Here is a 23,236-nt window from a genome sequence, read left to right on the forward strand (position 1 = left end):
TGCGCTTTTTACTTAACTTGATAAGCAATAAATCGCCAAGGTGCCCCGATGCCCCATTTCCAGATCGAATATTCCGCCAATCTAGAGGACGTGCTGGACATCTCTGCACTGTGCGAGGCGATCCGCGCAGAGGCGGCCGCGATCGACACCTTTCCCATTGCAGGGATCCGGGTGCGGGCGCTGCGCGTCGATCATGTGGCAATTGCCGATGGCAACCCGGACCATGGTTTCATCGACCTGTCCATCCGCCTGCGGGAGGGGCGCAGCGACACCGTAAAGCAAGATGCAACCGCCCGTATCTTTGCCGTGCTGCGCACCTTCGTGGCCCCGGCGATGGATCGCCATTCCATCGCCCTGTCAGCAGAGATGCGCGACATCAACGCAGCGCTTTCACCGAAATTCGGAAATATCCGTGATCATCTGGAGGACCCGGCATGAGCCAGCTCGACAGCCATATCCGCAAATTGGACAGCTATCTGGAGCGGTTCCGTGCCTCCGGGATCCAGAACCGGATTGCCGGCGCCGATGTGGCCGGCGGAGCAGGGGTGTTTCAGACCATCTCGCCGGTGGACAAAAGCGTGATCTGCGATGTTGCCCAGGGCTCAGCCGCAGATATCGACGCCGCCGCCCGCGCCGCGCAGCAGGCCTTTGCAGATTGGCGCGACCTGTCGGCCTCTGAACGCAGGAAGATCCTCATTCGGATCGCCGAAGGCATCGAAGCCCGCGCCGAAGAAATCGCGCTCTGTGAATGCTGGGATACTGGCCAGGCCTATAAATTCATGTCCAAAGCGGCGCTGCGCGGAGCCGAGAATTTCCGGTATTTTGCCGATCAGGTTGTGCAGGCGCGCGATGGCCAGCATCTCAAATCCCCAACCCTGATGAATGTGACCACCCGTGTGCCCATCGGCCCGGTTGGGGTGATCACGCCGTGGAACACACCCTTCATGCTCTCGACCTGGAAAATTGCGCCGGCGCTAGCGGCGGGATGTACCGTCGTTCACAAACCCGCCGAAGCCTCACCGCTGACCGCGCGGCTGCTGGTCGAGATCGCCGAGGAGGCCGGACTGCCACCGGGTGTGCTGAACACTGTCAACGGGTTCGGCGATGAGGCGGGCAAGGCGCTGTGCGAACACCCGGCGATCCGGGCCATCGCCTTTGTCGGGGAATCGCGCACCGGCAGCCTGATCGTCAAACAGGGCGCCGATACGCTGAAGCGCAACCATCTTGAGCTGGGCGGCAAGAACCCCGTCATCGTGTTTGAGGATGCCGATCTTGAGCGCGCGCTCGATGCGGTGATCTTCATGATCTATTCGATCAACGGCGAACGCTGCACCTCCTCCTCCCGGCTTCTGGTCCAGGACAGCATCCGCGCCGACTTCGAAACCCGGCTGATCGAGCGCATCAACAATATCAGGGTTGGCCACCCCCTGGATCCCGCGACCGAGATCGGCCCGCTTGTCAGCGAGGAGCATTTCAACAAGGTCACCAGCTATTTCGGCATTGCCAAAGACGACGGCGCGACGATTGCCGCCGGCGGCGAGGTGCTGGGCAACGAGGGGTATTTCGTCCGCCCGACGCTGTTCACCGGTGCCCGCAACGATATGCGGATCGCGCAGGAGGAGATCTTTGGCCCGGTGCTGACCTCAATCCCCTTTGCGACCGAGGAGGAGGCGCTGGCGCTGGCCAATGACACCGCCTATGGGCTCACCGGTTATCTCTGGACCAACGATCTGACGCGGGCGCTGCGCTTCACCGACAAGCTGGAAGCGGGCATGATCTGGGTGAACTCGGAGAATGTGCGCCATCTGCCCACGCCCTTTGGTGGCGTCAAAGCCTCCGGCATCGGTCGCGACGGCGGCGACTGGTCGTTTGAGTTCTACATGGAGCAAAAACACATCGGTTTTGCCACCGGCTCCCATAAGATCACCAAGCTAGGAGCGCTCTGATGCCTGTTCCCGCCCCAAATCTCTATCCCGATTTCAACACGATCCGGCTCAGCCACGTTTGCCTGAACGTCAAGGATCTGGCCGCCTCCAAGCGTTTCTACACCGAGATCCTCGGTCTTCAGGTCAGCGACGAGGACACACAGCGCGTCTACCTGCGCGCGATGGAGGAGCGCGGTCACCACTGCGTGATCCTGCAACAATCAGATCAGCCGGGCACGGTTGAGGTGATGGGGTTCAAGACCTTTGACGAGGAGGATCTGGACCGCGCCGACGCCTATTTCCGCAAGAAGGGACGGCCAACAGAATGGGTGCAGCGCCCGTATCAAGGGCGTACGCTGCTGACCTCGGACAATATGGGGATCCCGCTGGAGTTCTACCACAAGATGGACCGGCTGGCGCCGATCCACCAGCAATACGCGCTCTATCGCGGTGTGAAACCTTTGCGGATCGACCACTTCAACTGCTTCAGCCATGACGTCGATGCCTCGGTCGCCTTCTATAGCGATTTCGGCTTTCGGGTGACGGAATATACCGAAGACGAAGACAGCAAGAAACTCTGGGCGGCCTGGTTGCATCGCAAAGGTGGCGTGCATGACATGGCCTTCACCAATGGCACCGGCCCGCGTATGCACCATGTGGCCTTCTGGGTGCCGAACCCGCTCAATATCATCGACCTGCTCGATCTTATGGCGACCACCGGCTATGTGACCAATATCGAACGCGGCCCCGGTCGACATGGCATTTCTAACGCCTTCTTCCTCTATATCCTCGATCCCGATGGCCACCGGATCGAAATCTACTGTTCCGATTATCAGACCGTCGATCCCGACCTTGAACCGATCAAATGGGATCTGAAGGATCCGCAGCGCCAGACGCTCTGGGGGGCGCCGGCCCCGGAAAGCTGGTTCAAACATGGCAGCCGTTTTGTCGGCGTCACGCCAAAGGACTCTGATCTGCAAGCCAGCCCGATCATCGCGCCATGAAGTTTGCAAGTTACAGCGCAGCCGGGCAGGCTTTCTACGGGGCCGCAACCGATGACGGGATGATCGCGCTTAGCCCGGACTTCCCGCAATGGCCGACCCTGCTGGATGTGGTGCGCGCGGGCGGGCTGGATCAGCTGATGGTCGCGGTCGAGGGCAGATCCGTCACCCACACAGATGTGCAGTACGACATGGTGCTGCCCAATGCGCGGCGGATCCTCTGTGTCGGCGTCAACTTCCCGGATCGCAATGCCGAATACAAAGACGGCAGCGAGCAGCCGAAATACATGTCGCTGTTCCCCCGCTTTGCCAGTGGCTTCACTGGCCACAATCGCCCGCTCATCCGCCCCCCCGAAAGCCATATGCTCGATTATGAGGGCGAGGTGGCGATTGTCATCGGCAAAGGCGGGCGGCGCATCGCACCGGCCGACGCCTATGACCATATCGCCGCGCTCACCATCTGCAACGAAGGCACCATCCGCGACTGGGTGCGCCACGCGAAATTCAACGTCACCCAGGGCAAGAACTGGGACAACTCCGGTGCCATCGGCCCCTGGCTGGTGCCGTTCCGGGATCCGGCGCAGCTGGATGACGCGCGGATCATCACCCGTGTGAACGGAGAGGTCAGGCAGGACGATGTCCTGTCGCGCATGATGCACCCGATCCGGCGGGAGATCGAATATATCTCCACCTTCATGACGCTTGAGCCGGGCGATATTATCGTGACCGGAACCCCCACCGGGTCCGGCGCACGGCTGGATCCGCCGCAGTTCCTGAAACCCGGCGATGTGGTTGAGGTCGAGGTTTCCGGCATCGGCACGCTGCGCAACACGATCGAGGACGAAGCCCCATGACACCGCAGGATCACGCGAGGGCCGCAGAGGATCTCCTGCGGGCGGAGGCAACGGGACAGCAGATCGGCCTGCTCAGCAGACGCTATCCGCAGATGGATATGGACGATGCCTATGCGATCCAGAAGGCGATCTGCGAAGCCAAGCTGGCGCAGGGGCACAACGTCGTCGGCTGGAAAATCGGCCTCACCTCCAAGGCGATGCAATACGCGCTGAACATCGACATACCCGACAGCGGTATCCTGTTTGACGACATGGTGTTTTCACATGGCACGACAGTTCCCGCCGGTCGTTTCATCCAGCCGCGGATCGAGGCGGAGATCGCCTTTGTCATGAAACACGCCCTCAGTGGCGGCGATATTACCCGGGCTGCGGTGCTTGCCGCCACCGACTATGTGGCACCCGCGCTGGAGATCCTCGACACGCGCATCGCGCGCAAAGACAGGGAAACCGGCCAAAGCCGCAACGTATTCGACACCATCAGCGACAATGCGGCCAACGCAGGTGTCGTACTGGGACCGCAGCGCCACGCGGTCGACGCCTTTGATCTGCGCTGGGTCGGGGCAATCACATCGCGCAATGGCGAGGTTGAGGAAACGGGGCTTGGTGCAGGCGTGCTTAATGATCCGGTCGAAAGCGTGGTCTGGCTGGCCCGCCGCATGGCGCAATATGGCCAGCGCATCGAACCCGGTCAGATCATCCTTTCTGGCAGCTTCATCCGCCCCGTCGAATGCCCCTCCGGCACTGCGATCAGGGCTGATTTCGGCCCCTTCGGCGCGGTGGAGATCACCTTCGCCTGAGACAACTTCACCTGTGCGATGCTTATGGCACTGCGACGGCGCCGCCTGCGAGAATGGGCTTGTTGTTTTTCAGATGCCGCGCCACCAACCGGCGTTGCTGTCTGCCACTGGGGATATGGCAGGCCGAGCTGCATGCGGCCTGCGGCGCAAGCAGCTCGGGAAACAGCAGGGTGACCTCTTCATAGGCCTCCGGCGTCAGCGCCTTCAGCGCTTCGGCACCGGTATACAGGCTCTCGGTCGGGGCACCCTCGGCAAAAATCACCTCATGCCTGTCGAACAACAGGTGGAAATACTCCACCGGCTCGCAGGTGTGCTCGATATCAATACCTGGCAGCTCGGTCAGCCGCACGGCGGCGACGAGCACATCGGCGTCGGCAAACATCCGTTCGCTGATCTTTGACGAAACCAACATGCGATGCTGCCGAGACACCAGAAGATCGCGCATCGGCAGACCATGCCCCAGCGCCCCGGCGGTGATCCTGACCGGGCGCAGCTTGGGGTTGGCGCGCAGCGCATCCGCCGTCAGCGCGCGGCTCATCACCATACGCAGCGGCCGGTAGCTGCCATCAGCGACCAGCACGCGATCACCGACGGTCAGGGAGTCGACAGCCACCCGACCCCGTTCGGTTTCGATCAGGGTGCCGCGGACAAAACAGGTGATCTCGGAATAATTCCAGCCCGTGGTGTGGCTCTGGTAACTGCCAAGCGTCGCACCAACGGTGAATTCAGAACCCGGGCCGGGGACAAAATACCAGCTGCCGCCGGTGTTGAAGAAATAGAAGGTCTCGACATGGGGGGTGCCGCCGGTGTCGGTAAAGGAGACGTCAATGGCGTAAGGCTCCCCTACAGATCCGCCGAAGGCGCCCCCGTTGATGCTGATGCTCTCGTTGCCGTCGGCACCGCCCTGATAGGCCCCGTCATCGTCATCCAGCGTCGCGGTATAGGATGTATTGTACTGGGCGTTGTAGCCAGCCGCGCTCCAATTGAAGGCTGTGACGGTATACTGTGGCATCTAGCTCTGCCCCTGCGATCCGCTATCGTCTTGCGACAGCGATTTGAACAGATGGCGCAGCCCTGCCGGATTGAGCTTGTACCGTATCGCCCCGGAGCCAAGCTCAGCCTCGGCCAACTGCCGCTCCGCCGCGTCCACCTCTGTGCCGCAGCGTGTTCTCAGATCGGAACAGAAGTCTTGGTTCTTGCGCGTCGCCATCACTCACCCGGCTCACTCTTTAATCATGGTTACCAATTACTTTAGGCGAGTGTGGCGTTTCGCCAAACAGTTTTTGCGCGACTCCACGCAGCGCCGCCGAAAAGGGGCCCGTAAATGCGCAGATCAGTGGCGATGTGATCGGTATCGCGGCGGCCGACGCTGGCCTCAGCGCAGCGGCAGATGGCCCAGGTGGTCGTCGCCGCGTTCCCGCGCCAGTCTCATCTGTTTCTGCCGCTCGCGGAACCGGGCCTTGTCGGCCTCAGAGGTCTCATTGATACAGAGATGGCAGGACACCCCCTGCTCAAAGGCCGGATTGGATTTGTCCTCTGGCAGAATGGGCCTGCGGCAGCCGTTGCACAGCTCATGCGGACCTTCCTGCAACCCGTGTCCGACGGACACCCGGCTGTCAAAGACGAAACATTCGCCGGTCCAGCTGCTGTCTTCCTGCGGCATCTCCTCAAGATAGCGCAGGATACCACCTTTCAGGTGATAGACATCCTCCACGCCCTGACCAATCAGGAAGTTGGTGGATTTCTCGCAGCGGATGCCACCGGTGCAGAACATCGCAACACGCTTGTTGTGGAACCGGTCCTTGTTCTGTTCCCACCAGGCCGGAAATTCGCGGAAGCTCTCGGTCTTGGGGTCGATCGCGCCTTCGAAGGTGCCGATGGCAACCTCGTAGTCATTGCGGGTGTCGATCACAACCACATCATCCGAGCGGATCAGATCGTTCCAGTCTTCCGGCTCCACGTAATGGCCGACGCGGGCACGCGGGTCGATGTCCGGCTGGCCCATGGTGACAATCTCTTTCTTCAGCCGCACCTTCATCTTGCCAAAGGGGGGCTTGTCGCTGGTGGCTTCCTTCCATTCAAGATCGCTGCAACCGGGCAGCGCCTTGATATGGGCCAGCACCGCATCAATCCCGGCGCGCGGGCCAGCGATGGTGCCGTTGATGCCTTCCTGCGCCAGCAGCAATGAGCCCCTGACCCCCTGCGCCTCGCAAAGGGCCAGAAGCGCCGGTTTCAGAGCGGCGGGATCGTCGAAACGGGTGAAGTGGTAGAGAGCGGCAATCGTATACATGGCGCCGCTCTACACCAACCAGGCAAGGCGCTGCAAGGTCGTGGAATGCCGCATCGCCGCAGCTTTGTTGACGGGTGGGCGCAGGGGGCGTACCCCTGTCAGGCAAGACGTGGAGAACCCGATGACCAAAGCCCTGATCGTGATTGATGTTCAGCTGGATTTCTGCCCCGGCGGTGCCCTGGCGGTGCCGGACGGGGATCAGGTCGTGGCGCCGATCAATGCGATGATGCCTGACTACGACGCAGTGCTGATGACACAGGACTGGCACCCGGCCAACCACAGTTCCTTTGCTTCGCAACACCGCGACGCTGCCGCCTATGACAGCATCGACATGCCCTATGGCCCGCAGGTGCTCTGGCCCGATCACTGCGTGATCGACAGCGCCGGGGCGCAGTTCCACCCGGATCTGGACCTGCGTGGCGACCTGATTCTGCGCAAGGGTTACCGCCGTCATATCGACAGCTATTCGGCGTTCTTTGAAAACGACCAGAGCACGCCCACCGGATTGCACGGCTATCTGCAGGACCGCAGCATCCGCGATCTGACGCTGGTCGGGCTTGCCACCGATTTTTGTGTCGCATTTTCGGCACTGGATGCCGCCCGTTTGGGCTACGACGTGACAGTGGATTTGACAGCCTGCCGCGCGATTGATCTGGATGGCTCTCTGACAACCGCAGTGACGCATATGCAATCGGCAGGCGTGCGGCTGGTTGGTGCCTTTGGGTAAGTTATTAACGAATTGACGATATTCAGAGACTCGTCGTCATCAGGGACCTTGCAAAGAGATGCCGCAGGCCGATGCGCTCAACACTGGGCCGCTAGAAACCTATAGCAGGCGATACAGCCAGCGCGGGCTGCTCAACCGATATGCGGATGGGCGGTGCCGGTATTTTGCGTTCCGCCAGCTGATCATGGCAGGGCTGTCGGCGCTAATCGGTCTGCTGATATCGCCAATGGCTGGTCTCTTGGTCTTTGTGGTCGCGTTTCTCGGCGACCTGGTTGATACGCTCTACCTTATGAGGGCAACGCCGATTGCGGATAATGCCCCCTATAAGCGCGTGCTGGCCATCAGCAGCCTCACCGCTGGGGTGCAGGCGGTTTCCCTCTCCTTTCTGGCCTGTTCACCATCGTATTTCATCCACGCGGAAAACCACCTGCATCAGGCCCATGCCACGCCGCTGTTCACCGTCGGTATCCTGGTCGGGGCCGCCATCAATGCCACGGTGATCCTGCCCTATCAGATCTCTGCCGGTATCGTGCGGCTGGTGGTCTATTCGCTGACACCTCTGGTCAGCATCGCGATTGAAACCCTTGCCGATCACAGCACTGCCGTGATCGAGGTGCAATCCTTTCAATTCGCCGGTCTGGGCGTGCTCTATGTCAGCGTCTTCTTCTTCGTCAGCTTTATCGCAGGTCGCTACACCCGCAGCCGGAAAAACACCCTGGCGATGGCCCTGCAACATAAGCAGCTGGCCAAGATCAACGCCAAGCTACAGGCCCAGCAGCTGCAATCCCAACAGCTTGCTCTGGTGGCCGAGAATGCCAACGACAGCGTCTTCCTCATGGATCAGGAGGGGCGGATCACATGGGTCAATGAGGCGTTCACCCGGATCACCGGCTACCGCTACGATGAGGCGATTGGCAGGATGCCGGGTGAGCTGCTGAACGGTGAAGACACCGATATGGCGGTGGTCAAGGCACTGGAGAAGGGGCGCGCCACCGGCAAACCGTTTCGGCTTGAGATCTGCAATCGTCGCAAGGATGGTCAGCGTCTGTGGCTGGAGACCAATCAGGTGCCGATGCTGCGCGACGACGGGACGGTGGAGACCATCATTGCCGTCGAACGTGATATCACCGCCTCCAAACAATACGAACAGCAGCTGAAGGATGCCCGCATCGCCGCGGAGGAGGGCGCGCGGGTGAAATCCGAATTCCTCGCCACCATGAGCCATGAGATCCGCACCCCGATGAACGGGGTTATCGGCATGGCGCAGATGCTGGAACGGACCAATCTGGATGACGAGCAAAAGCTCTATGCCGATACGATCCTCGGCTCGGCCCGCACCCTTTTGTCGCTGATCAACGATGTGCTTGATCTCTCGAAGATGGACGCGGGCGAGGTCATCCTGAGCGAGGTTGATTTTGATCTGCGCACCTGTTTCCAGCAAACCTTGAAGCTGTTTGAACCGCAGGCGCAGGAGAAGGGCATCAGCCTTGATCTCGATATCGCGCCGGACGTGCCCCGGCTGATCAATGGCGACGATCGGCGCCTGCGCCAGGTCTTGCTGAATCTGGTCGGCAATGCGGTGAAATTCACCGAGACCGGCGGCGTTCGCGTCGCGGTGGCCACCACGCAGGCGGGCGACCGGCTGCGCCTGCGTTTCTCGGTCACCGATACAGGCATCGGCATCGCCAAGGACAAGCAGGATCAGATCTTTGAACGCTTCTCTCAGGCCGATGCGGCGATCACGCGGCGGTTTGGCGGCACCGGTCTTGGCCTCACCATATCGCGCCTCCTGTGCGAGGCGATGGGCGGTGAGATCGACGTGACCTCTGACCTTGGCAAAGGGGCCTGTTTTTCCGTCCACCTGCGCATGCAGCCTGCCATTGGCTCCGCCCTGTCCGACACCGACGGCATCATCCCGCAGGAAGAAGGCTGTTTGCAGGGGATGCGTATCCTCGTCGCTGAGGACAACAGGATCAACCGCCTCCTGGTTGAGAAATACCTTCAGGACGAACCGGTTACGCTGGAATTTGCCGTGGATGGCGCCGAGGCGGTCGAGAAAACGCCGGAGTTTGATCCCGATGTCATTCTGATGGATATGTCGATGCCGGTGATGAACGGGCTGGAGGCCACCCGCATGATCCGCGAGATGGAGATCCGCCAGCCTGTCATTGCGGCACTGACGGCCAATGCCTTTGATTCCGATCGCGAGGCCTGCCTGTCCGCCGGCATGGATGATTTCCTCAGCAAGCCGATCAACCGCGATGACCTGCTTGCGGTTCTGTGCAAACACAGCCTTCCTCAGGGTCGTCGCGCAGCAGTCTGATTTCCTTTGCTCCTGGCTGCGGCCTGTTTTATCAACCATTGAAACACGATGGATGAGGCCGCCTGTGGACATTGCAACCCGCGTCTATAACCACAAGTGGAAGATCGATCCGATCGTGCGCTCGCTGATCGACACCGATTTTTACAAACTGCTGATGTGCCAGTCGGTGTATCGCAATCGCCGCGACACCAATGTCCGCTTCTCGCTGATCAACCGATCCAAACATATCCCGCTGGCCGATCTGATCGACGAAGGCGAGCTGCGCGAACAGCTCGACCACATCCGCTCGCTATCGCTGTCGCGTGGCGAAAGCACTTGGCTGCGCGGCAATACGTTCTACGGCAAGCGCCAGATGTTCCGCTCCGATTTCATGGAGTGGTTCGAGGGTTTGCGCCTGCCGCCCTATGAGCTGGAGCGCAAGGGCGACCAATACGAACTGACGTTTGAAGGCAAATGGCCCGAGGTCATGCTCTGGGAAATCCCGGCCCTGTCGGTCCTTATGGAACTGCGCAGCCGCGCGGTGATCAACAGCATGGGCCGGTTTGAACTCCAGGTGCTCTATGCCCGCGCCATGACCCGGGTCTGGGAAAAGATTGAACAGCTGCGCGACATAGACGGCCTCAGCATCGCCGATTTCGGCACCCGCCGCCGTCATGGGTTTCTCTGGCAGGACTGGTGCGTGCAGGCGATGATGGAGGGGCTGGGCGATAAATTCACCGGTACCTCGAACTGCCTGATTGCCATGCGCCGCGAGGTCGAGGCTATTGGCACCAACGCCCATGAGCTGCCGATGGTCTATTCCGCGCTGGCCGAAGATGATGTCGCACTTGCGCAGGCCCCCTATGATGTGCTGTCCGACTGGCATGACGAGCATGAAGGCAATCTGCGCATCATCCTGCCCGATACCTATGGCACCCGGGGTTTCCTGGATCGCGCGCCGGACTGGCTGGCGGGCTGGACTGGCATCCGTATCGACAGCGGCGATCCCGCAAGCGGCGCCGAAACCGCGATCCGCTGGTGGCAGGAGCGGGGCGAGGACCCGCAGGACAAACGGGTGATCTTCTCCGACGGGTTGGATGTTGCCAAGATCAAGGAACTGCATGCGCAGTTTTCAGGCCGCACCAAAGTGTCCTTTGGCTGGGGCACGCTGCTGACCAATGACTTCCGCGGGCTGGTGCCGGATGACGGCCTCGCGCCGTTCTCCCTGGTGTGCAAGGCGGTGTCGGCCAATGGCCGCCCCACCGTCAAACTCTCCGACAACCCGGAAAAGGCGATGGGCCCGCAGGCTGAAATCGACCGTTACAAGCGGGTGTTTGGTGTCGGTGAACAGCAAAGCCAGGCGGTAATAGTCTAGAAATACTTCGCCCATCTGGGGGCGTTGGGCGCGGATTTCCCAATAAGTTGCGGCAATAGATCTGCCCCAATGTTTCGCACGCGAAACAATGGGTGAGTCCTGCTGACCTTGATCGCGGGCGTCGGCCTAGCCGTGATAGGCCGCAACCGTTTTCAGCTGCGAAAACCCGTAGAGCGCTTCAAAGCCTTTTTCGCGGCCATGGCCCGATTTGCCCACCCCGCCAAAGGGCAGCTCAACCCCGCCACCGGCGCCATAGTTGTTGAGGAAGACCTGACCCGCGCGCAGGCGCTTGGCCAGCCGCATCTGGCGGGCGCCGTCGCGGGTCCAGATGCCCGCAACCAGCCCGTAGTCGGTGCTGTTGGCAATCCGGACCGCCTCTGCCTCATCCTCAAATGGGATCAGCACCTGCACCGGGCCGAATACCTCGTCCTGCGCCAGCGGATGATCCGCCGCAACATCTGCAAACAGGGTTGGGCGCACATAGGCGCCTTTGTCGCTGGCCGCCTCACTCAGCACACCCTGCGCCGCAATCGTGAGGTCGGCGCCCTGCGCCAGATAGCCCTCGACGATCTCTTTCTGCCGGGCGGAAATCAGCGGTCCCAGACGCAGGTCGGACAGGGCCGGCCCCACGGTCAGCCGGCTGTAGGCCTCGGCCATGGCGGCGCGCACCTGATCATAGACGCCCCGTTGCACCAGAATGCGCGAAGCGGCGGAACAGGTCTGGCCTGCGTTCTGGATCCCTGCGTTCACCAGAAACGGCAGGGCGGCCTCCAGATCGGCATCGTCAAACACCAGCTGCGGAGACTTCCCACCCAGTTCCAGCGTGACCGGCACCACATTGGCCCCTGCCGCCTGTTGCACCAGCGCGCCGGTTCTGACCGACCCGGTAAAGGAGATATGATCAACACCCGGATGCCCCGCCAGCGCCGCGCCAGCCTCGGCGCCGATGCCCGGAACCACGTTCAGCGCGCCTGCGGGCAGCCCGGCCTCCACCGCGATATGGGCAAAGGCGAGCGCGGTCAGGCAGGCTTCCTCGGCGGGTTTCAGGACGCAGGCATTGCCCATTGCCAGCGCGGCACCGACAGAACGGCCAATGATCTGCATCGGGTAGTTCCAGGGTACGATATGACCGGTGACCCCATGGGGTTCGCGCAGGGTGTAGACGGTATAACCGGCCTGATAGGGGATGGTCTCGCCATGCAGTTTGTCGGCCGCGCCGCCGTAGAATTCCAGATACCGCGCCAGCGCCACCGCATCCGCCCGCGCCTGTGCCAGTGGCTTGCCGACGTCCAGTGCCTCCAGCTGGGCGAGGGTATCGACCCGTTCCAGCACCATCTGGCCCATCCGGGTCAGAAGCCGCCCGCGTTCGGTGGCGGTCATCTCTCCCCAAACACCATTCAGAGCGGTGCGGGCAGCGGCAACCGCGGCGTCAATGTCGCGGGAGTCACCACGGGCAATCTGGCAGAGGATATTGCCATCAGACGGGTTCGTGAGGGGAAGCGTTCCGCCCCCGGCAGGGGCCTGCCAGCTGCCACCGATCAGGCAGAGTGCGGGATCAAACCAAAGCGGCGCTGCGTCAGTCATTCTGGGCTCCTGCGATGTGGAAACTGTAACTCTTGATCTGATGCTCGGTAAAAGGCGCGCCTTCACGCAGCTGCTCGACCCCCTTCACGGCGCTGAGACAGGTGCCCCAGAACGCCACTGCATTGGGCGAGCCTGCGGAAATGCCCATTCGCCAATACCCCGGAAATTCGGCAAAGATCAGGCTGGCCGCGGCATGGCCGTACCCCTGCCTGCGATAGGCCGGATCAATGGCAAATTCCGACAGTTCACGGCGATCATCGGGCAGGTTGAGCACGATGGCAAACCCGATGCGGTCCTGCTCCTGGCGGATCCAGAACGCCGTCACATCCTTGCGGTGCAGCATCTGGCCTGCGCGCTCACTGGGGTCGATCCGCAGGTCCGGGGCAATTTCGGAGTAGTAGCGGGTCAGCGCCGCTGCCAGCCGCGCCCGTTCGCGCGGCAGGATCAAGGTCAGTCTAAAGCTCATGCAGCCCCCGTTTTCAGATCGGGTAGCACCGGAGCGGCTGCGATCAGAGATGTCGTATATGGATGTTGCGGATTGGCAAACAGATCTTCTGTCCTGCCGTGTTCGACGATCTGACCCTTTTGCATGACCAGACAGCGGTCGGTCATGCTGCGCACCACATGCAGGTCATGGCTGATGAACAGATAGCTGAGCCCATAGGAGGTGCAGAGCTCTGCCAGAAGGTCAAGGATCTGCGCCCGCACGGAGACATCCAGCGCCGAGACCGCTTCGTCAAACAGGATCAGCTCCGGCCGGGTGATGAGCGCGCGGGCAATGGCGATGCGCTGGCGCTGCCCGCCGGAAAACTGGTGGATATAGCGGCCTGCGTCCTCGGGGTTGAGGCCAACGGCACTTAGTGCCTCAGCCACGCGATCGTCCCGGTCTTGCCCACTGGGGGCGTCTGGAACGCCGTGGAAGGGTTCGGTGATCAGCCGTGCGACGCGGTGGCGGGGGTTGAAACTGCCAAAGGGATCCTGGAACACCACCTGCATCTTACGCCGCTGCTCGGCGCTCAACCCCCTGGGCGACAGCGGGGTGCCATCCAGCAGGATCTCGCCGCCTTGCAGCGGTTCCAGCCCCAGAATGGCGCGGGTCAGGGTGGATTTCCCGCAGCCGGATTCGCCCACCAGACCCAGCCGTTCGCCACGATGCAGGGCAAAGCTGACGTGATCCACCGCGCGCATATGGTCTGCTGGCGCAAACAGGCGTTTGCGTGGCAGGGGATAGTCGCGCACCGCGTCGCGCACCTCCAGAAGGGGGGTGTCCTGCGGGTCGGTATCCACCACCGGGGGCAGGGCGGCCTGATGGTTCGAGGCGGCAAAGAGTTTCTGCGTATAGGGATGACGGCGATTGGCAAGAAGCTGCGTCGTGCTGCCGGTCTCGACCACTTCGCCTTTTCGCATGACGACGATCTGGTCGGCCATATCAGCCACCACCGCCAGATCATGGGTGATGATGATCATCCCCATACCGTAGTCGCGCACCAGATCGCGCAGCAGGTCGAGGATCTGCGCCTGTGTTGTCACATCCAGCGCGGTTGTCGGCTCATCTGCGATCAGCAGCGCCGGCCGCATGGCGATGGCCATGGCGATGACCACGCGCTGGCGCTGGCCACCGGACAGCTCGTGCGGATACCGGCTGAGCGGGAAGCGTTCGGCGGGCAGGCCCACCCGGTCCAGCAGGCTGCGCGCCTCTGCTTCGGCTTCGGCTTTGGTCACGCTGCTGTGTAGCAGGAGGGTTTCCATCACCTGATCGCCAATGCTCTGCACCGGGTTGAGCGCGGTCATCGGCTCCTGAAACACCATGCCAATCTTGCGCCCGCGCAGATCGCACATCTGCTCTTCGCTCAGCGCCAGCAGGTCCTGGCCCTCAAGGCTCAGATGCCCGGAGAGGCGGGTGCAATTGGGCAGAAGCCGCAGGATGGTCAGCGCGGTCAGGGATTTGCCGGACCCGCTTTCGCCGGTGATGGCTAGGATCTCGCCCGGATCTACCGACAGGGAGACATCACGCAGGATCGGGAAGGTCCCGATGGAGAGCGAGAGGTTGGTGATCTCAAGCAGGGTCACGCGCGACCTCCCTGCAATTTCGGGTCCAGCCAGTCGCGCAGCCCGTCCCCCATCAGGTTTAGCCCCAGAACGGTGAGGATGATCGCGCAGCCCGGCACCAGCGCCATATGGGGGGCGAGGCTGACCATGGTCTGCGCATCGGCCAGCATCCGGCCCCAGCTGGGCACCGGCGGTTGTGCGCCAAGGCCGACGTAGCTGAGCCCCGCCTCGGCCAGAATGCCAAGCGAGAACTGGATGGTGCCCTGCACGATCAGCAGGTTGGCGACATTGGGCAGGATATGTTCGGCTGAAATCCTGGTCGCGCCCTTGCCTGCGACGCGGGCGGCCAGAATGAACTCCCGCTGCCAGAGCGACAGCGCCGCGCCACGGGTGACGCGGGCAAAGACGGGGATGTTGAAAATGCCGATGGCGATGATCGCATTGATCGCACCGGCGCCAAGGATGGCGGTGATCAGGATGGCGATCACCAGCGACGGGAAGGCAAAGACCAGATCATTGGCCCGCATGATGCCTTCGTCCAGCCAGGAGCCGCGTTTGGCTGCCGCGGCGAGGCCAAGCGGCACGCCGAGCCCCATGCCGATGCCCACCGCCACCAGTGCCACCGCAATCGAGGTGCGTGCGCCAACCATGATCATCGACAGGATATCGCGGCCAAAGTGATCGGTGCCGAGCCAGTGTATGGCGTTTGGGGCTTGCAGCTTGGCGGGGATGTTCATCGCGGTGTGGTCGTAAGGCGTCCAGATGAACGACAGCAGTGCTGCCAGCAGAACCAGTGCGGACAGGACACCACCAAGGATGAGACTACGGGTCATCGGGGTCCTCGGGTGTCGCGGAGTGGCTTGCGTCCGACCCTGGGTGGGTGCAAAGCGCCCTCCCGGGGGGAGGGTCGGGCGCTGCCCGGCTGTGCCGGGCATGTGCGGGACATGTGGTTTGTCATCCGCGCCCCCGCAGTCTTGGGTCGACCAGCGCATAGGTCAGATCGACAAGGAAATTCACCAGGATCACCGCAAAGACCAGAAGCATCACGACGCTTTCCACCACGATCAGATCGCGGGCAGAGATCGCCTGAAACACCAGCCGCCCCAGACCCGGCAGGTAGAACACCTGTTCAATGATGATCGCGCCGGCAAGGAGGAAGGAAAACTGTAACCCGATGATGGTCAGCACCGGGATCAGCGCATTGCGCAGCCCGTGACGCCACAGAGCCTGCCGCTGGCTCAACCCTTTGGCGCGGGCGGTGCGGATGAAATCCTCGCCCAGAATATCCAAGAGAGCCGAGCGCATGACGCGGGCCAGAATAGCCGCCTGCGGCAGGGCCAGCGCAATGGCGGGCAGGGTGAGGGAATGCAGCGCGGCCAGCGGGCCGGCCTCCCAGCCGACAAACCCGCCGGCGCTGAACCAGCGCAGATTGATGGCAAACACCAGCACCAGCATCATCGCAAACCAGAAGTTCGGGACAGCGACCCCCAGCTGGGTTGCGCCCATCACGGCAATATCCCCTGATTTGCCCCGGCGCGCGGCGGCATAGATGCCTGCGGGCAAGGCAATCAGTGTCGAGAGTGTCAGCGCATAGATCGCAAGCGGCAGCGAGACCCAGAGCCGATCCGCAACCATCTGGGCCACCGGTGTGCGATAGGTATAGGAGGTGCCGAAATCGCCCTGCAACATGCCGGTGAACCAGCTGATGTAGCGGGCGAATTTCCCCTCGTCCAAGCCCAGTTCGCTGCGCAGCGCAGCGATCGTGTCGGGCTGTGCGTTGATTCCCAGCATGAAGGAGGCCGGATCGCCCGGTGCAATCTCGATGACGAAGAAGATCACCCAAGAGGCGATGACAAGGCTGACGATCAGCGACAGTAGGCGTTTGGCGATATAGCGTCCCATTGGCGGCAGGTTAGGGGGGCGCTGGGCGGGGGTCCAGAGCGGGCGGGCATCGACCTTGATAAATCGTCAAAGGCATTGTTTTCCAGTTGTCTGGCAGGATCGCATTAGGCGAAGGCGTGCGGCTATCGCGCAGCTGTCGCGTCGGTTGCAGATACGGGGTTTGGCGACGCGCGGTTCCGGGCTATCTCTGGTCGCATGACACCGAGAGCCGCCGCCATTTCACTGTCTGATCCTGCTCGGACAAGGTCCGTTCCAAAGGCGCTGGAGGCGCCGGTTTTTATCGGCTCGGAGATTTACCGTGGTTCCAGCTACGGGCGTGCGCATCCGTTGCGGGTGCCGCGGGTCTCAACGGTGATGGATCTGACACGGGCGCTGGGCTGGCTGCCTGCGGCGCAGTATCAGGTCTCTCCCCGGGCAAAGCCGGCCGCCCTTCGGCGCTGGCACAGCGCTGAGTATATCGCGGCGCTTCAGGCTGCCGAGCAGGCGCAGGCTGTCAGCGATGAGGTCAAGGCACGCCATCACATCGGCACCATTTCCAACCCGGTGTTCCCCGAGATTTTTCGCAGGCCGGCCACGGCTGCCGGCGGATCTATTCTGGCCGGTGAGCAGCTCGCACATGGTGGGGTGATCTACAATCCGGCCGGTGGCACCCATCACGGGATGCCGGATCGGGCGAATGGGTTCTGTTATCTGAACGACCCGGTGCTGGCGATGCTGTCACTGCGCCATCACGGCGCAGAGCGGATCGCCTATGTCGATATTGATGCCCATCATGCCGATGGGGTCGAGCATGGGTTTGCGGGGGATCCCGATGTGTTGATGATCTCCACTCATGAGGAGAACCTCTGGCCGAAGACTGGTCGGCTGGACGATGACGCAGGTGGAAGCGCGCTGAATCTGCCGGTGCCGCGCGGGTTCAATGACAGCGAGATGGGCTATGTGCTGGAAGAGCTGATCCTACCGGCGGTGGCGGATTTCGCGCCTGATGCGGTGGTCCTGCAATGCGGGGCGGATGCGGTCACCGAGGATCCTTTGGCGCATCTGGATCTGTCCAACAACGCGCATTGGTCGGTGGTGGCGGCGCTGCGCCCGCTTGCGCCGCGCTATCTGGTGCTGGGTGGCGGTGGCTATAATCCATGGTCCGTCGGGCGGCTGTGGACCGGGGTCTGGGCGACCCTGAACGGGCATCAGATCCCCGAGCGTCTGCCACCGGCGGCCGAGGGGGTGCTGCGCGGGCTGGAGTTCAAGGGGCACCGACTGGGGCGCAACCCGCCGGAGCATTGGTTCACCACGTTGCGCGATGAACCGCGCCCCGGCCCCGTGCGCGATCAGATCCGCGAGGCTGTGACGCTGCTGCGCAGGCGGCGGGGGCTGCGCTGAGGCCTGAGCAAACGGCAACAGCGCCCCGGTCTGGGGCGCTGTTATTCAGTCTCTAACACTGGGGGAATGGTCTATTTTGCCCAGCTGACCGCCGTCAGGTCGGTGGCCTGTGTGGGGGCATTGGCCCAGAGACCTTGCAGATCCGCCTTGGCCACGCTCAGCGATGCCAGCTGGAACAGGAAGCCATTCACATAGTCGTTTGCGATGATCTCCTGCGCCTGTTGCAGCATCTTTGTCCGGGTGTCGGGATCGGTGGTGCCCGAGAGATCCGTCATCAGCTGCTGGAAGGCGACATTGTCATACTGGAAGTAGTAATCGGGGCGGGCATAGATGCCGATATCCATCGGCTCCGTGTGGCTGACGATGGAGAGGCCAAAGCTTTTGCCCCGGAACACGGTTTCCAGCCACTGCGCCCATTCCACATTGATGATCTCTGCGGTGATGCCGACCTCGGCCAGCTGGGCGGCGATGATTTCCCCGCCCCGGCGCGCATATGAGGGCGGCGGCAGGTGCAGCGTGGTGGTGAAGCCATCGGCCAGACCTGCCTCGGCCAGGAGGGCGCGGGATTTCTCCGGGTCATAGGCGCTGCTGCCGGTCAGATCGACATAGGCGGGGTGATGTGGTGCGAAATGGCTGCCAATCGGCGTGCCGTAGCCGAACATCGCACCATCAATGATGGCCTGACGGTCGATCGCATGGGCGACGGCGGCGCGGACCTTGGGATTGTCGAAGGGCGCCTGTTTGTTGTTGATCGACAGGATTGTCTCGCCCTCGGTGGAGCCGACAAGCACCTGAAAACGCGGGTCGGCCTCAAACTGGGGCAGGTTTTCCGGCGCGGGGAAACTGGAGAAGGCATCGACATCTTCGGCCATCATCGCCGCAAAGGCCGCCGTGGGATCGGAGATGAATTTGAAGGTTGCTCCGTCCAGCATGGCGGGCGTGCCCCAGTAATCCGGGTTGCGCACAAGATCTATCCGGTCGCCCTGAACCCAGCCATCAAAGGCAAAGGCCCCGGTGCCGACGGGCATGGTCTTGATGCTCTCGATGCTTTCGGGGGCCACGATGACGGCATCGCCCCATGCGAGGTTGAACAGCATCATACCGTTGGGCTGCGACAGGGTCAGCCTGACGGTGAGCGGATCGACCGCATCAACACTGGCGATATCTGCAAACAGCGCCTTCTGGGCATTTGTGCTATCCTCGGCGCGGGCGCGATCAAGGCTGAATTTCACATCCTCGGCGTCCATCGTGGAGCCATCGTGAAAGCGGACGTCCTTGTGCAGAGAGAAGGTGTAGGTCAGCCCATCCTCGGAGATTTTCCAGCTCTCGGCGAGACCGGGTACAACCGAGCCATCGCCCATGAAGCGGGTGAGCCCTTCAAAGACGTTGGAATAGAGCACCTGATCAATGGCCCCGGCGGCAGCGCTGGTGGGGTCCAGATGCGGCGGTTCCAGCTGCAGGGCCACGGTGACGGTCTCTCGCGCCGCAGCCGCCCCCGCCAGAATGGACAGTGCGGAACTGGCAGCAAACAGGAATGGCAATCGTGTCATTGGTGGTCTCTCCCTCTGGGTGGTGGCCGCATTTTGTGACCTTTCGGAAAACTGTTCCGCGTTTTCCGTCAGGTAATCAAGGTTAGCGGGACATTTCGCCCCCTAGAAGCGCGCAGCGTAAATTGCTAGCGGTGCGCAATGCGAACGGAGAGGACAGCATCATGAGTGCAACGGCCCGCAAAATGGCACCCAATGCCGAGGATATCCGCGCCCGCAAAGGCGGCACCCCGCTGGTGAGCCTCACGGCCTATACCACGCCGATGGCGCAGCTGATGGACGCGCATTGCGATTTTGTGCTGGTCGGCGACAGCGTTGGCATGGTGCTGCACGGTTTGCCCTCGACGCTTGGCGTCACGATGGAGATGATGATCCTGCACGGGCAGGCGGTGGCGCGCGGATTGAAACAGGCGATGATGGTCATCGACATGCCCTTTGCCAGCTATGAGGAAGGTCCGCAGCAGGCGTTTCGCAATGCCGCAAGGCTGATGGCTGAAACCGGCGCCGGGGCGGTCAAGCTGGAGGGCGGTGTCGAGATGGCCGAGACCATCCGCTTTCTCGTGAAGCGCGGCATCCCGGTGATGGCGCATATCGGCCTCACGCCGCAGTCGATCAACACGCTGGGGGGCTACAAGGTGCAGGGCCGCGACGCGCAGGCCGATGCCGTGCTGGCGGATGCTCATGCGGTGGCGGATGCAGGCGCGTTTTCCGTGGTGCTGGAAAAGGTGCCGCAGGGGCTGGCCGATCGGATCACCGCTGAGGTGGCGATTCCGACCATCGGTATCGGGGCCAGTGCCGACTGTGACGGTCAGATTCTGGTTGTCGATGACATGCTGGGATTCTTTACCGCCTTTAAGCCGAAATTCGTGAAACGTTATGCCGATCTCGGCCCCTTGGCAGAGGCGGCGATTTCCGAGTATGCAGCCGAGGTGCGCGCGCGGAGCTTCCCGGCGGCTGAACATGTATTTGCAGACCAGGCCCCGGCACCGACGACGGCGGCACCGGCCAAGGCCCCGCAAAAGGACTGATCCCATCATGACTGCTCCGATCCTGCGCCGCCTGAGCGAATTGCGTGCGCTGCATTCCGACTGGCGCCGCGAGGGCGCGCGTATCGGCCTGGTGCCCACCATGGGGGCGCTGCATGACGGTCATCTGTCACTGGTGGCGGCGGCCAAGGCAGCTTGTGACCGGGTGATCGTCACCATTTTTGTGAACCCCAAACAGTTCAACAATGCCGAGGATCTGGCCAAATATCCGCGCACTGAACTGACCGACGCGGAGAAACTGGCGCCCTACGGGGTCGATGCCATCTATGTGCCCGACCCGGATCAGATCTACCCCGAAGGCTATGCGACCACGGTGTCGGTGGCGGGGCTGACCGATGTGCTGGAGGGCGAATTCCGCCCCGGCCATTTTGACGGGGTGGCGACGGTGGTGGCGAAGCTGTTCCTGCAAAGCGGCGCCGATCAGGCATTTTTCGGCGAGAAGGATTATCAGCAGCTGATGGTGGTCACCCGTATGGCGCGGGATCTGGATATTCCGATCACCGTGCAGGGCTGTGCCACGGTGCGCGAAGCCTCCGGGCTGGCGATGTCCTCGCGCAATATGCGCCTGTCAGCCGAGGCGCTGGGCAAGGCGGGGCAGCTTTATCCGGTGCTTAGCGACCTGGCCGGGCAGCTGCGCGGTGGGGCCGAGTTTGGCGCGCTTGTCGAGAGCGCGCGTGCGCGACTGGCCGCGGCCGGTTTTGGCGAGATCGAATATCTGGACCTGCGCTGTGCCGAGACGCTGGCCCCGCTTGTCCGCCCCGACCGCCCGGCCCGGCTGCTGGCGGCTGCCTGGCTGGATGGCATCCGGTTGATCGACAATATCGCGGTTGATCAACTAAATGATTAGTAGGGGCTGGTAGCGGTCGCAGTTTTACGTCTAATCTCTGCTCCAAACGACCCAGGGGAGGGGCAAGATGACGTATATTCTGGCGATTGATCAGGGCACGACCTCGACCAGAGCGATCCTGTTCGATGATAAGATGCAGGCGGTGGGATCCGCGCAGCAGGAATTCCCGCAGCATTTTCCGCAGGCCGGCTGGGTCGAGCATGACCCGGAGGATCTGTGGAGCACGACGCTGGATGTCTGTCGGCAGGTGATGCAGGCGCAGGACGTCAAGGCGGCGGATATTGCCGGCATCGGTATCACCAACCAGCGCGAAACCACGGTGGTCTGGGATCGCCACAGCGGCAAGGCGGTCCACAATGCCATTGTCTGGCAGGACCGCCGCACCAGCGCCATCTGCGAAGAGCTGCGCGCCGCGGGCCACGAGGACAGCGTGCGCCAGAAAACCGGGCTGCTGCTGGATCCCTATTTCTCGGGCACCAAGCTGAAGTGGATTCTGGACACTGTGCCAGATGCCCGCGCCCGGGCCGAGGCGGGAGATCTGCTGTTTGGCACTGTCGACAGCTTTCTGATCTGGCGGCTGACCGGTGGCGCCTCCCATGTGACCGATGCGACCAATGCGGCGCGGACGCTGATGTATGATATCCGCAAGGGGCGCTGGAGCAGCGAGATCTGCGGCTTTCTCGGGGTGCCGCGCGGGATGTTGCCGGAGGTCAAGGATTGTGCCGCAGATTTCGGCACCACCAAGGCAGAGTTCCTCGGCGGCGAGATCGCCATTCTGGGGGTTGCCGGCGATCAGCAGGCGGCCACCATCGGGCAGGCCTGTTTCCAGCCGGGGATGATGAAATCGACCTATGGCACGGGCTGTTTTGCGCTGCTGAACACCGGTGATACGCCGGTTGTGTCGCAGAACCGGATGCTGACCACCATTGCCTATCAGCTGGACGGCGCGCCGACCTATGCGCTGGAGGGGTCCATTTTCATCGCCGGTGCGGCGGTGCAATGGCTGCGCGACGGTTTGGGCATTATCGGCTCGGCCCAGGAGAGCGGTGCGCTGGCGCGCAATGCCGATCCCGGTCAGGACGTCATTCTGGTACCGGCCTTTACCGGGCTTGGTGCGCCTTATTGGAAACCCGATTGCCGGGGCGGGATGTTTGGTCTGACCCGCAGCTCGGGGCCTGCGGAATTTGCCCGCGCGGCGTTGCAGAGCGTGGCCTATCAGACCCGTGACCTCTGGGAGGCGATGCGGGCGGATTGGCAAGGCGAGAGTCTGGTCACCCTGCGGGTGGATGGCGGCATGAGTGCCAGCAACTGGACCATGCAGAGCCTGGCGGATCTGTTGGGGGCGGCTGTGGATCGGCCGGTGATGCAGGAAACCACCGCGCTTGGGGCCGCCTGGCTGGCGGGGATGCGGGCCGGTGTCTATCCCGATCAGGCCGGGTTTGCCGAGACCTGGGCGCTGGATCAGCAATTCACCCCGGCGATGGATGAAGACCGGCGCAGCGCCGCCTATGGGCGCTGGAAACGCGCGGTTGAGGCAGTGATCGGCGTCTGACATTGCCGCAGGCGGGCGCTCCCGCCTGTTCCGTCACAGTCGTGGACTGTGTCTGCCC

The 23,236-nt window shown here is 62.4% G+C and carries 21 protein-coding genes; 12 read left to right on the top strand and 9 right to left on the bottom strand.

Annotated features, from left to right (window positions below; genetic code table 11):
• Positions 1-48: 48 nt before the first annotated feature.
• The 5 genes from VXL81_RS16195 to hpaH are packed head-to-tail and all read left to right on the top strand — an operon-like array spanning position 49 to position 4,577.
• Positions 49-438 (top strand): 5-carboxymethyl-2-hydroxymuconate isomerase, encoded by a 390-nt coding sequence (locus tag VXL81_RS16195; protein WP_340546371.1) that lies wholly within the window; start codon positions 49-51, stop codon positions 436-438.
• Positions 435-1,946, top strand: a complete 1,512-nt coding sequence (hpaE, locus tag VXL81_RS16200) for a 5-carboxymethyl-2-hydroxymuconate semialdehyde dehydrogenase (RefSeq protein ID WP_416543047.1) — start codon at positions 435-437, stop codon at positions 1,944-1,946. Before VXL81_RS16195 ends, hpaE begins: the two co-directional genes overlap by 4 nt.
• On the top strand, positions 1,946-2,929 hold the full coding sequence (hpaD, locus tag VXL81_RS16205; RefSeq protein ID WP_416555160.1) for a 3,4-dihydroxyphenylacetate 2,3-dioxygenase: 984 nt from the start codon (positions 1,946-1,948) through the stop codon (positions 2,927-2,929). Before hpaE ends, hpaD begins: the two co-directional genes overlap by 1 nt.
• On the top strand, positions 2,926-3,780 hold the full coding sequence (locus VXL81_RS16210) for a fumarylacetoacetate hydrolase family protein (RefSeq protein WP_416555162.1): 855 nt from the start codon (positions 2,926-2,928) through the stop codon (positions 3,778-3,780). The genes hpaD and VXL81_RS16210 overlap by 4 nt, the downstream gene beginning before the upstream one ends.
• Complete coding sequence (gene hpaH, locus VXL81_RS16215) at positions 3,777-4,577, top strand: 2-oxo-hept-4-ene-1,7-dioate hydratase (protein WP_416555164.1); 801 nt, start codon at positions 3,777-3,779, stop codon at positions 4,575-4,577. Before VXL81_RS16210 ends, hpaH begins: the two co-directional genes overlap by 4 nt.
• Before the next feature lie 22 nt (positions 4,578-4,599).
• On the opposite strand, the gene VXL81_RS16220 is transcribed toward hpaH, so the two are convergent.
• From VXL81_RS16220 to VXL81_RS16230, 3 genes are all read right to left on the bottom strand, one after another.
• On the bottom strand, positions 4,600-5,589 hold the full coding sequence (locus VXL81_RS16220; RefSeq protein WP_416555166.1) for a Hint domain-containing protein: 990 nt from the start codon (positions 5,587-5,589) through the stop codon (positions 4,600-4,602).
• Entirely contained in the window at positions 5,590-5,787 is a 198-nt protein-coding gene (locus VXL81_RS16225) for a hypothetical protein (RefSeq protein WP_416534267.1), read from the bottom strand.
• A gap of 165 nt (positions 5,788-5,952) precedes the next feature.
• Positions 5,953-6,867, bottom strand: a complete 915-nt coding sequence (locus VXL81_RS16230) for a rhodanese-related sulfurtransferase (RefSeq protein ID WP_340546378.1) — start codon at positions 6,865-6,867, stop codon at positions 5,953-5,955.
• A 121-nt stretch (positions 6,868-6,988) separates the two neighbouring features.
• Here VXL81_RS16230 and pncA point away from each other — a divergent pair, with 121 nt between their 5' ends.
• The 3 genes from pncA (at position 6,989) to pncB (ending at position 11,271) form a co-directional block, all read left to right on the top strand.
• A complete protein-coding gene (gene pncA / locus VXL81_RS16235) occupies positions 6,989-7,594 on the top strand; it encodes a bifunctional nicotinamidase/pyrazinamidase (protein WP_416534269.1) in 606 nt (201 codons plus the stop codon).
• 58 nt (positions 7,595-7,652) lie between these two features.
• Positions 7,653-9,917 (top strand): ATP-binding protein, encoded by a 2,265-nt coding sequence (locus tag VXL81_RS16240; protein ID WP_416555168.1) that lies wholly within the window; start codon positions 7,653-7,655, stop codon positions 9,915-9,917.
• Positions 9,918-9,981: 64 nt separating this feature from the next.
• Complete coding sequence (pncB, locus tag VXL81_RS16245) at positions 9,982-11,271, top strand: nicotinate phosphoribosyltransferase (protein WP_416555170.1); 1,290 nt, start codon at positions 9,982-9,984, stop codon at positions 11,269-11,271.
• Between the two features lie 126 nt (positions 11,272-11,397).
• Here pncB and VXL81_RS16250 read toward each other — a convergent pair whose 3' ends face one another.
• The 5 genes from VXL81_RS16250 to VXL81_RS16270 form a co-directional block, all read right to left on the bottom strand.
• Complete coding sequence (locus VXL81_RS16250; protein ID WP_416555172.1) at positions 11,398-12,855, bottom strand: aldehyde dehydrogenase family protein; 1,458 nt, start codon at positions 12,853-12,855, stop codon at positions 11,398-11,400.
• Positions 12,848-13,321: a GNAT family N-acetyltransferase gene (locus VXL81_RS16255; RefSeq protein ID WP_260078801.1), complete on the bottom strand. Its 474-nt coding sequence runs from the start codon at positions 13,319-13,321 to the stop codon at positions 12,848-12,850. The genes VXL81_RS16250 and VXL81_RS16255 overlap by 8 nt, the downstream gene beginning before the upstream one ends.
• Positions 13,318-14,925 (bottom strand): dipeptide ABC transporter ATP-binding protein, encoded by a 1,608-nt coding sequence (locus VXL81_RS16260; RefSeq protein ID WP_340546384.1) that lies wholly within the window; start codon positions 14,923-14,925, stop codon positions 13,318-13,320. Before VXL81_RS16260 ends, VXL81_RS16255 begins: the two co-directional genes overlap by 4 nt.
• Positions 14,922-15,737 (bottom strand): ABC transporter permease, encoded by an 816-nt coding sequence (locus VXL81_RS16265; protein WP_340546385.1) that lies wholly within the window; start codon positions 15,735-15,737, stop codon positions 14,922-14,924. The genes VXL81_RS16260 and VXL81_RS16265 overlap by 4 nt, the downstream gene beginning before the upstream one ends.
• 121 nt (positions 15,738-15,858) lie before the next feature.
• Positions 15,859-16,806 carry an ABC transporter permease gene (locus VXL81_RS16270; protein WP_340546386.1) on the bottom strand — a complete coding sequence of 316 codons (948 nt, stop codon included), beginning with the start codon at positions 16,804-16,806 and terminating at the stop codon, positions 15,859-15,861.
• A 195-nt stretch (positions 16,807-17,001) separates the two neighbouring features.
• Between VXL81_RS16270 and VXL81_RS16275 the strand changes: the two genes are divergently transcribed.
• Complete coding sequence (locus VXL81_RS16275) at positions 17,002-18,186, top strand: acetoin utilization protein AcuC (RefSeq protein ID WP_416555174.1); 1,185 nt, start codon at positions 17,002-17,004, stop codon at positions 18,184-18,186.
• A gap of 71 nt (positions 18,187-18,257) precedes the next feature.
• Here VXL81_RS16275 and VXL81_RS16280 read toward each other — a convergent pair whose 3' ends face one another.
• Positions 18,258-19,736 (bottom strand): ABC transporter substrate-binding protein, encoded by a 1,479-nt coding sequence (locus VXL81_RS16280; protein ID WP_416555176.1) that lies wholly within the window; start codon positions 19,734-19,736, stop codon positions 18,258-18,260.
• A gap of 161 nt (positions 19,737-19,897) precedes the next feature.
• On the opposite strand from VXL81_RS16280, the gene panB reads away from it, so the two are divergent.
• From panB to glpK, 3 genes are all read left to right on the top strand, one after another.
• Positions 19,898-20,761 carry a 3-methyl-2-oxobutanoate hydroxymethyltransferase gene (gene panB, locus VXL81_RS16285; RefSeq protein ID WP_416534277.1) on the top strand — a complete coding sequence of 288 codons (864 nt, stop codon included), beginning with the start codon at positions 19,898-19,900 and terminating at the stop codon, positions 20,759-20,761.
• Between the two features lie 7 nt (positions 20,762-20,768).
• A complete protein-coding gene (gene panC, locus VXL81_RS16290) occupies positions 20,769-21,626 on the top strand; it encodes a pantoate--beta-alanine ligase (protein ID WP_416534278.1) in 858 nt (285 codons plus the stop codon).
• Between the two features lie 67 nt (positions 21,627-21,693).
• Positions 21,694-23,178: a glycerol kinase GlpK gene (gene glpK, locus VXL81_RS16295; protein ID WP_340546391.1), complete on the top strand. Its 1,485-nt coding sequence runs from the start codon at positions 21,694-21,696 to the stop codon at positions 23,176-23,178.
• Positions 23,179-23,236: the final 58 nt, after the last annotated feature.

This window comes from Phaeobacter sp. JH204B (assembly GCF_048055755.1).
In the GTDB taxonomy this organism is placed as follows: domain Bacteria; phylum Pseudomonadota; class Alphaproteobacteria; order Rhodobacterales; family Rhodobacteraceae; genus Phaeobacter; species Phaeobacter bryozoorum.